Origin of the sequence: Actinomadura kijaniata NBRC 14229 (assembly GCF_001552175.1) — a bacterium.
Classification (GTDB): domain Bacteria; phylum Actinomycetota; class Actinomycetes; order Streptosporangiales; family Streptosporangiaceae; genus Spirillospora; species Spirillospora kijaniata.
Genome location: NZ_BCQR01000126.1, coordinates 21067 through 29890, shown reverse-complemented (window position 1 = coordinate 29890; position 8824 = coordinate 21067). Strand labels below are relative to the sequence as shown.

Below are 8824 nucleotides of genomic sequence, written 5' to 3'. Positions count from 1 at the left end.
GAGCCGCTGTCGCGGGTGGCGCTCACCGGCGCGCGCGTCGGCGCCGGCGCCCTGCTCGGCGGCGCCGCCGACGGCGCGGCCTGGGACACGCTGCGGCGCTGCGCGGTCGCGGGCGCGGTCGCGCTGTCCTCCGGAGTGATCGAGAGCGCGCTGAACCTCACCGCCGAGTACGTCAGGACGCGCGAGCAGTTCGACCGGCCGCTGGCCCAGTTCCAGGCCGTCACCATGAACGTCGGCGACGTCTACATCGCCAAGCGCGCGCTGGACGTCGCGGTGTGGGCGGGCGCCTGGCGGCTCGCCGAGGGGTGGCCCGACGTCGACGAGACCCTCGCCATCGCCGCGTTCAACGCCGCCGACCCCGTCGTGAAGGCCCTGTACACCTGCCAGCACCTGCACGGCGGCATCGGCCTCGACGTCACCTACCCGCTGCACCGCTACTTCGCCTGGGCCAAGCAGATCGGTCACCTGCTGGGCGGCCCGGAGGACCAACTCGACACCCTCGGCGCACTCGTCGCACAGGAGGCTTGAGCGTGTTCATCGACCTGACCGACGAGCAGAAGAGGCTCCGCGACGAGCTGCGCGGGTACTTCCGGAACTGCCTGACGCCCGAGCAGCGCGAGCAGATCGCGAACGACCCGTTCGGCGAGCACTACATGGCGCACTGCAGGCGCCTCGGCCGCGACGGGATGCTGGGGGTGGCCTGGCCCGAGGAGTACGGCGGGCGCGGCTACGGCCCCATGGAGCAGCAGATCTTCGCCAACGAGATCGCCCGTGCCGAGGTCCCGTACCCGATCATCACGTTGAACTCGGTCGCCCCGACGATCCTCCAGTACGGCACCGAGGAGCAGAAGAAGCACTTCCTGCCGAGGATCCTCGCGGGGGAGTGCCACTTCGCGATCGGCTACAGCGAGCCGGGCGCGGGCACCGACCTGGCGTCGCTGCGCACCACGGCGGTCCGGGACGGCGACCACTACGTGGTGAACGGCCAGAAGATCTTCACCTCGGGCGCGCACTACGCCGACCACATCTGGCTGGCCGCGCGCACCGACCCCGAGGCGAAGAAGCACAAGGGCATCTCCATGCTCATCGTGGACTGCGCGGACCCGGGGTTCTCGTGGACGCCGATCGTGACGATGGACGGCCGCCACCACACCAACTCGACCTACTACCAGGACGTCCGCGTTCCGGTGGACATGCTGGTCGGCGAGGAGAACAAGGGCTGGGACCTGATCGTCAACCAGCTCAACCACGAACGCGTCACCCTCGGTCCCGCCGGGAACATCGGCCACACCTACGACCGGTTCGAGAGGTGGGCGCGCACCGCCACCGGCCGCGACGGGCGGCCGCTGATCGAGGAGCCCGCCGTCCGGCGGGCCGTCGCCCGCGTCTACGCCTACCTGCGTGTCAACGAGTTCCTCAACTGGCAGGTCGCCGCCAACATGGACCTCGGCTGGCTCGGCGCCGCCGACGCCTCCGCCACCAAGATCTACGGCTCGGAGCGGATGCAGGACGTCGGCCGCGTCGTCGGCGACACCCTGGCCCGCTTCGGCGACCCCGGCGACCCGGCGACCGCCGAGTTCGTCCGGCGCCTCGACCACGGCGTGAAGGGCGCGGTGGTGCTGACGTTCGGCGGCGGCGTCAACGAGATCCAGCGCGAGCTGATCGCGATGATCGGCCTCGGCCTGCCCCGCGCGCCCCGGTAAGGAGAGCCCGTGCACGACGAACTTCTGGCGCTGGCCGACCGGCTGGCGGCGCGGGGCGAGCAGGACGGCGGCCCCTGCCCCGACGCCGTCAACCCGGCGATGATCCGCAACTGGACGCAGGCGCTCGGCGACCCCCGCGACTGGGACGACGTCGCGCCGCCCGCGATGATCCAGGTGTGGTCGATGCCGGGCCTGGTGGAGCAGAAGGGCGGCTCGGTCGCCGAGGAGCCGCTCCGCCTGCTCGACGCCCACGGCTACACCGGCGTCGTCGCCACCAACTGCGAGCAGACCTACGACCGGTACGTGAAGGTCGGCGAACGGCTGAGCTCCCGGATGCGGTTCGGCGGCGTCACCGGGCCGAAGAAGACCGCGATGGGCGAGGGCTACTTCGTCACCTGGTACCAGAGCTGGTACGACGAGGCTGGCGAGCGCGTGGCCGAGATGCTGTTCCGGGTGCTGAAGTTCCAGCCCCGCAAGCGCACGGGCGGGAACGTTCCGAGCAAGGGCGGCAAATATCCCCTGCGGCCCGCCGTCGGCCCGGACACGCGGTTCTTCTGGGACGGCGTCGACGCCGGTGAGCTGCGTGTCCAGAAGTGCGGCGCGTGCGGCGCGCTGCGGCACCCGCCGGGCCCGATGTGCCCGAAATGCCACGCCACCGAGCGCGGGTACGTCGTGGCGGGCGGGCGCGGCACCGTCCACAGCTACGTCGTCCACCACCACCCGCCCGTCCCCGGGCGCACGCCGCCGTTCGTGGTCGCGGTCGTGGAGCTGGAGGAGGGCGTGCGGATCGTCGGGAACGTCATCGGGTGCCCGCCCGAGGACGTGCGCGTCGGGATGCCCGTCCGCCTGACGTTCGAGCGGATGGACGACGAGCTGACGCTTCCGCAGTGGACGCCCGCCGACACCCCCGAGCCCGAGCCCGCGCCCGCCGAGCAGGCCCCGCCCGCCGACCTGGAGATCGAGCTGACGCCCACGTTCGTCATCGCGACGGCCCTAGCGACGCGGGACTTCACGCCCGTCCACCACGACACCGCGCTGGCCCGCGCCCAGGGCACCAGGGACATCTTCGTCAACATCCTCACCACCATGGGCGTGGTGCAGCGCGCCGCGCTCGACGCCGTCCCCGGCGCGACGCTGGAGACGATCGCCGTCCGGCTCGGCGTGCCCGCCTACGCGGGCGACACGCTGCGCCTCCACACCGACCGCGTGGACGGCCGCACGCTGCGGGTGCGCGGCGCGGTGAGCCTCGGCGACCACGTGACCGCCACCGTGACGTTCAGGGAGGACGCGTGACGCTCTCCGGCAGGGCCGCGATCGTCGGGATCGGGGCCACCGAGTTCTCCAAGGAGTCGGGGCGGTCGGAGCTCCAGCTCGCCGCCGAGGCGTGCCTGGCCGCCGTCCGCGACGCCGGGCTCACCCCGGCGGACGTGGACGGGCTGGTGACGTTCACCGCCGACGCCAGCTCCGAGATCGCCGTGCAGCGCGAGCTGGGCGTCCCGGCGCTGCGGTTCTTCTCCCGCGTCGACTACGGCGGCGGCGCGGCCTGCGGGACCGTCGCGCACGCCGCGATGGCTGTCGCGACCGGGCAGGCCGACGTGGTGGTGTGCTACCGGGCGTTCAACGAGCGTTCCGGGCACCGCTTCGGCCAGGCCAACAAGTCCGGCGGGAGCGGCTCGAGCGCGATGGAGTTCTCCTGGCACCTGCCCTACGGCTTCGCGACCCCGGCGGCGTGGGTGGCGATGCAGGCCCGCCGCTACATGCACGAGTACGGCGCGACCAGCGAGGACTTCGGGCGCGTGGCGGTCGCGATGCGCCGCCACGCCGCCACCAACCCGAAGGCGTGGTTCCACGGCCGCCCGATCACGCTGGAGGAGCACCAGGCGTCGCGGTGGATCGTGGACCCGCTGCACCTGCTGGACTGCTGCCAGGAGTCCGACGGCGGCGTGGCGCTCGTGGTGACCGGCGTCGAACGCGCCCGCGACCTGCCGCACCCGCCCGCCGTGATCAGCGCGGCGGCGCAGGGCACCGGGCCCGACCAGATGATGATGTTCTCCTACTACGGCGGAGACATCGCCACGCTCCCCGCGATGGGCACGGTCGGGGAGACGCTGTGGCGGCAGTCGGGGCTGACGCCCGCCGACGTGCAGACGGCGGTGCTGTACGACCACTTCACGCCGTTCGTGCTGATCCAGCTGGAGGAGCTGGGCTTCTGCGGGCGCGGCGAGGCGAAGGAGTACGTGAGGGACGGTGGCATCGAGATCGACGGCCGGCTTCCGGTCAACCCGCACGGGGGTCAGCTGGGTGAGGCGTACATCCACGGCATGAACGGCGTCGCCGAGGCCGTCCGCCAGATCCGCGGCACCGCCGCCAACCAGGTCGCGGACGTGGCGAACGTCCTGGTGACGGCGGGCACCGGCGTCCCCACCAGCGGCCTGGTCCTCAGCGGTAGGGGGTGAGGTTGGGGGGCGCGCCGGTCCAGGCGCCCTCCACGATCCGGCGCGGCAGGTAGTCGGTCTCCACCTCGAAGTCCCAGCCCCGGTCGCGGGCCCGGCACACCATCCCGATGATCTCGATCGGGACCAGCGACTCGGGCCTGTCGGGCCGCGCCGCGACCGAGTGGTACTGCCGGTACAGGTCCAGGGCCTCGGCCAGCGCCCGGTCGAACCCGGCGCGGTCGCGGCGCAGCAGCCGGTCCAGCATCCGCGCCATCGGCAGGTACAGGCAGTCCCACTCGTCGTGCGGGCCGGGGCCCTGGCCGAGCGCCTGGTCCAGCTCGCGGCGGGCGCTGCGCTTGGCCAGGTGCGCCCGCAGCGCCCGGGTGTACTCGGTGACGTGGTGGCCGCCGTACCCGCCGTCGCCGATCACGTCGTCGGAGACCGAGCCGAGCACGGCGATGGCGTCGGGCGAGCGCGTCGCCATCGCCAGCCCGACCGCGCGCACGTAGTTGCGGGCCCCGCCGCCCCCGCCGCGCGGGCCGTCGGCGGGCAGCACGGCGGCGCGGTTGCCGACCGTGACCCGCACGTCGGTGCCCGCCTCGGCCGACAGCAGCGCGAACGCGGCCGTGGACGCCTGCTGCGCCAGCAGCAGGTCGGTCCACTGGCGGATCTCGTTGGCGTCGGGGTCGGCGACCGACCGCAGCGCGAAGGTGTCGACGCGTTCCCGCGCGAACCGCTGGAACTCGTAGGCCAGCCAGCCGGGCCCGCGCGGCTCGAACAGGCGCTCCAGCGAGCCCCGCGCGTCCCGGAAGCGCCGGTCCAGCGTCCGCGCCGCGTAGTCGGCCCCGACGTCGGGACGGCGCACCGGCTCGCCCGGGTCGGCGTTGCGCGGCCCCGCGCCGGTGACCAGCCGGGACGGGCAGTGCACCGAGTCGATCTTCACGGTGACGCCGCGCCGCCGCGCCAGCGCGGCCAGCGCCAGCAGGTCCCAGGGCAGCAGTTCGGCGAGCCGCCCCGCGAAACGCTCGGCGTGCCGGTCGAACTCCTCGCGCAGCGCCGTCGCGCACGCCATCCGGTCGCCCCGCGCCAGGGCGTGCAGCGCGGCCGACTCGACGCCGTCCAGCCGCACCGGCCGCTTCACCCACAGGTCGGCCAGCGCCCGCGCGTAGGCGGCGCGGGGCCCGTCGGGCAGCCGCCGGATCGACACGTCCACGAGCCGGGCCAGCGCCCGCTCCTGGCCGCTGACCACGCCCAGCCCGAACGCCGTCAGCCACGACCCGGCGTCGGGCTCGTCGTCCCTCTCCGGGTCGCCGAGCACGATCGTGTACCCGGTGCCGAGGTACTCCACCCACACGTCCACGGTGTCGCCGCGCGCGGACTCCAGCGCCCGCACCCGCGCCGCCGCGACCTCGGCGGCGCTGCGCAGCGCCGCCCACGAGTCGCGGGCCTCCAGCCGGGGGTCGTCGGTGAGCAGCCGCGCGGCGACATAGGCCAGCAGCATGTCGCGGGTGACCGCGATCCCGCCGGATCCCCCGTTCCCGGCACGCGACACCCACTCGCCGAACTCGTAGGGCATGGCCCGCAGGGCCTTGGCGACGGCGTCGTGATCGACGGGGGAGTGAGCAGCGCACATGATGGAACGATCGTACAAATGCCGAGGTAGTGCCTGATGTGTATAGACGGTATTAGTCGCCCCGATATGGGGTGAGATCGAGAGGTGTCGAGGTCCACGCGCCCTCGACGACGCGGCGCGGCAGGTAGTCGGACCCGATCCCGACCTCCCAGCCCCGGTCGCGGGCGAGGCAGGCCATCGCGAGCGGGAGCGGCGCCACCAGCGACTCGGGCCTGCCCCTGCGGATCGCGACCGAGTGGTACTGCCGGTGGAGCTCCAGGGCCTCGGCCAGCACCGGGTCGAACGCGGCGCGCTCGCCGCGCACCAGCACCTCCAGCAGCCGGGCCGCCGGGACGAACACGCACTCGGCCTCGTCGTCGAGGACGTTGCGGGGGTCGAGCACCTCCTGGAGCTCCTCGCGGGGGTCGCGCCCGGCCAGGTGCGCGCGCAGGGCCCGCGCGGCGTGGGTGCCGACCGGGTCGTCGCCGAGGGTCACCGCGTCGGGCACGGCCCCCAGGGACGCGAGGGCGTCGCCGTCCCGGGTGATCATCGCCAGGGCGGCGGCGTGGGCGTAGTTCGCCGCGCCCCGGCCGACCCCCTGGCCGCCGTCGGCGCGCAGCTCACCGGCCCGGTCGCCGACCGTCACCTCCACGGGGGCGCCCGGCTCGGCCGACAGCAGCCGGAACGCGGCGGCGTACGCCTGCCGCGCCAGCACCAGCTCGATCCACTGGCGGACGTCCTCGGCGTCGGGGTCGGCCAGCGAACGCACCGCGAACGCCTCCAGCCGCTGCTGGGCGAAGTGGACGAACTGCCAGGACGCCATGCTCCGCGACAGCGGCCGGTCGAACAGCTCGTCCAGCTCGTCCCCGGCGTCCCGCTCCCGCTGCGCCAGCACGCGCGCGGCGTAGCGGGCGTGGAAGCCGGGGCGGCGGATCGGGCCGTCCGGCACCCTGACCAGGGGGCCCGCGCCGGTCAGCAGCCGCCGCGGACAGTGCACCGAGTCGACGTCCACCACGACGCCGTGCCGGTGGGCCAGGGCCGCCACCGCGAACAGGTCCCAGGGCACCAGCGCGCGCAGCGACCCCTGGAAGTCCGCCTCGTACCGGGCGAACGCCTCGCGCAGCGCCTCCGCGCACGCCCGGTGGTCGCCCTGCGCGAGGGCGTGCGCGGCGGGGTGGTCCACCCCGTCGAGGCCCACCGATCGGCCCCGGTGGAGGGCGGCCAGCGTCCGCGCGAGCGTGGTCTTCGGGTCGTCGTCCGGAAGCAGCCGCCAGTGGTGTTCGGTGAGCGCGGCGAGCGCCTCGCCGTCGCCCACGGCCAGGGCGAGGGAGAACGCCTGGAGCCACGCCCCGGCGCGGGGCCCGGCGCCGTCGGCCTCGCTGACGCGGAACCGGAAGCCGACGCCCAGGTAGTCCACGGTCACGCGGACGGTGTCGCCCTCCTCGGCCTCCAGCGCCCGGACGTACTGCATCGAGAGCGAGCCCGCCTCGCGCAGCGCCGTCCAGGTGTCGCGCCCCTCCGCCCGGGGGTCGTCGGTGAGCAGCCGGGCGAAGGCGTAGCCGAGCAGGTAGCCCGCGGCCAGGTCGATGCCGCCCGGACCGGCGTTCTCGGCGCGGTCGACCCAGTTCGCGAACTCGTCCGGGATGGCGTAGAGGGCCGCGCGGATCTTCTCGGCGGGGACGGGGGAGTGGTCGGCGCACATGAGGCGAGATCGTACAAAGCGCGCCGGGGGCCCGACGCGGGGGTCCGCGCCGGTCAGCCCGGGTCGGGGGTCGGGTTGCTGGAGGGGGTGGGGGTCGGCGGCTCCTGGGACGGAGGGCTCGACGGGGTCGTCGGCGGGGTCGTGGGCTGCTCCACCGGCGGCGTGGTCGGCGGGGCGGGCGGGGCCGGCGGGGTCGTCGGCTCGTCCGGGGGCGTGCTCGGCCGGTCCGGCGGGGTCGACGGCCGCTGGGGCTGCGTGCCCGGCGCGGACGCGGACCCGGACCCGTTCGGCGGCGGAGGTGGGGGCGGCGCGGACGGCGGCGCGGCCTCGGTGGACCGCGACGGCTGGGACGCGGGGGTCCCGTCCCCGGTGCGGCCGTTGCCGGGACGCCGCTCGCTCGTGGTCGGCGACGCGGTGCCGTCGGAGGCGGTCCGGTCGGCGACCGGGGCGGTGCCGCTCCCGCTGGAGCTGGGGCTCACCGAGCTGACGCCGACGCCCTCCTTGGCCGACGGCCAGGAGGCCAGCACGCTCACGGCCGTCGCGACGGAGGCGGCGATCCCGGCGACCGCGCCCAGCCCCCGGGCCAGGCCGCGCCGCGGGCGCTCCTTGGCGGGGCGGCCGCGCGGCGCGGGAGCGGCCCCGCCCGCGATGACGACCAGCGGGCTGGGGGAGGTGACGGCCGGCAGCGGGCGGGTGGCGGGGTCGCCGCTCAGCGCCTCGGCGCACGCGGCCAGGACGCGTTCGCGCAGCCAGTCGGGGGCGGTGGCGGGCGCGCGGTCGGCCAGCAGGCGCGGCAGGCGGCCCTTCTCGAACGCGGTGATCAGCTCGGTGGTGCCCCCGCCGCGCATGAGGACGTCGAGCACGGCGCGTTCCAGCCGGTTGCGGGCGACGGTCAGGAGCTGGCGGGTGGTGTCGGGGGCGATGCCGAGCACGTGGGCGATGTCGGGGACCTCCAGCCACTCGCCCGCCTCCAGCAGCAGCGCCTCGCGGTGGTCGGCGCGCAGGGTCCCGGCGGCGTGCAGCAGCGGGTCGGCGGTGCCGAACGGCGGCACCGCCCGCGCGGCGAACGCGCCCCGCCCCGCGCAGGCCTGGCGCGCCAGCGAGTACATCCACAGCACGGCGTCGCCGCGCGGCGGGTGCTGGGTGGCCGCCACGTAGGCGTCGGTGACGGCGTCGGCCGCGGCGGCGTCGCCGAGCAGCGACCAGCAGTAGGCGTGCAGGCGGGCGGCGTGCGCGTCGAACAGGGATCCGGCGTCCCCGCGCAATGTGACCTCCGTGTTGGTCCGGTCGGCTCCGTGGTCCGGTCTCCGGTGGCGTGGACAAAGCGGTGGGAAAGGGGACTCTAGTGCACACCGGGGCGGAAGAGAAGTTG

General features: G+C 75.0%; 7 protein-coding genes. 4 read left to right on the top strand and 3 right to left on the bottom strand.

Going from position 1 to position 8824, the window contains the following annotated elements; genetic code table 11:
* The 4 genes from AKI01S_RS33320 to AKI01S_RS33305 form a co-directional block, all read left to right on the top strand.
* Positions 1-528, top strand: a 528-nt coding sequence (locus AKI01S_RS33320) for an acyl-CoA dehydrogenase family protein (protein ID WP_218009913.1), incomplete at its 5' end; no start/stop codon positions are given.
* Positions 529-530: 2 nt separating this feature from the next.
* Complete coding sequence (locus AKI01S_RS33315) at positions 531-1703, top strand: acyl-CoA dehydrogenase family protein (RefSeq protein WP_067826679.1); 1173 nt, start codon at positions 531-533, stop codon at positions 1701-1703.
* A 9-nt stretch (positions 1704-1712) separates the two neighbouring features.
* The gene (locus tag AKI01S_RS33310) at positions 1713-2996 is read left to right on the top strand and encodes an OB-fold domain-containing protein (protein WP_067826675.1); all 1284 of its coding nucleotides are present in this window, start codon (positions 1713-1715) and stop codon (positions 2994-2996) included.
* Entirely contained in the window at positions 2993-4159 is a 1167-nt protein-coding gene (locus tag AKI01S_RS33305; protein WP_067826672.1) for a lipid-transfer protein, read from the top strand. Before AKI01S_RS33310 ends, AKI01S_RS33305 begins: the two co-directional genes overlap by 4 nt.
* Here the strand turns inward: AKI01S_RS33305 and AKI01S_RS33300 are convergent.
* Genes AKI01S_RS33300 through AKI01S_RS33290 form a run of 3 tightly spaced genes read right to left on the bottom strand, consistent with a single transcriptional unit; the run spans position 4143 to position 8717 of the window.
* Complete coding sequence (locus tag AKI01S_RS33300) at positions 4143-5771, bottom strand: immunity 49 family protein (protein WP_157420327.1); 1629 nt, start codon at positions 5769-5771, stop codon at positions 4143-4145. The genes AKI01S_RS33305 and AKI01S_RS33300 overlap by 17 nt on opposite strands.
* A 52-nt stretch (positions 5772-5823) precedes the next feature.
* The gene (locus AKI01S_RS33295; protein ID WP_067826665.1) at positions 5824-7452 is read right to left on the bottom strand and encodes an immunity 49 family protein; all 1629 of its coding nucleotides are present in this window, start codon (positions 7450-7452) and stop codon (positions 5824-5826) included.
* 53 nt (positions 7453-7505) lie between these two features.
* A complete protein-coding gene (locus AKI01S_RS33290) occupies positions 7506-8717 on the bottom strand; it encodes an RNA polymerase sigma factor (RefSeq protein WP_067826663.1) in 1212 nt (403 codons plus the stop codon).
* Positions 8718-8824: the final 107 nt, after the last annotated feature.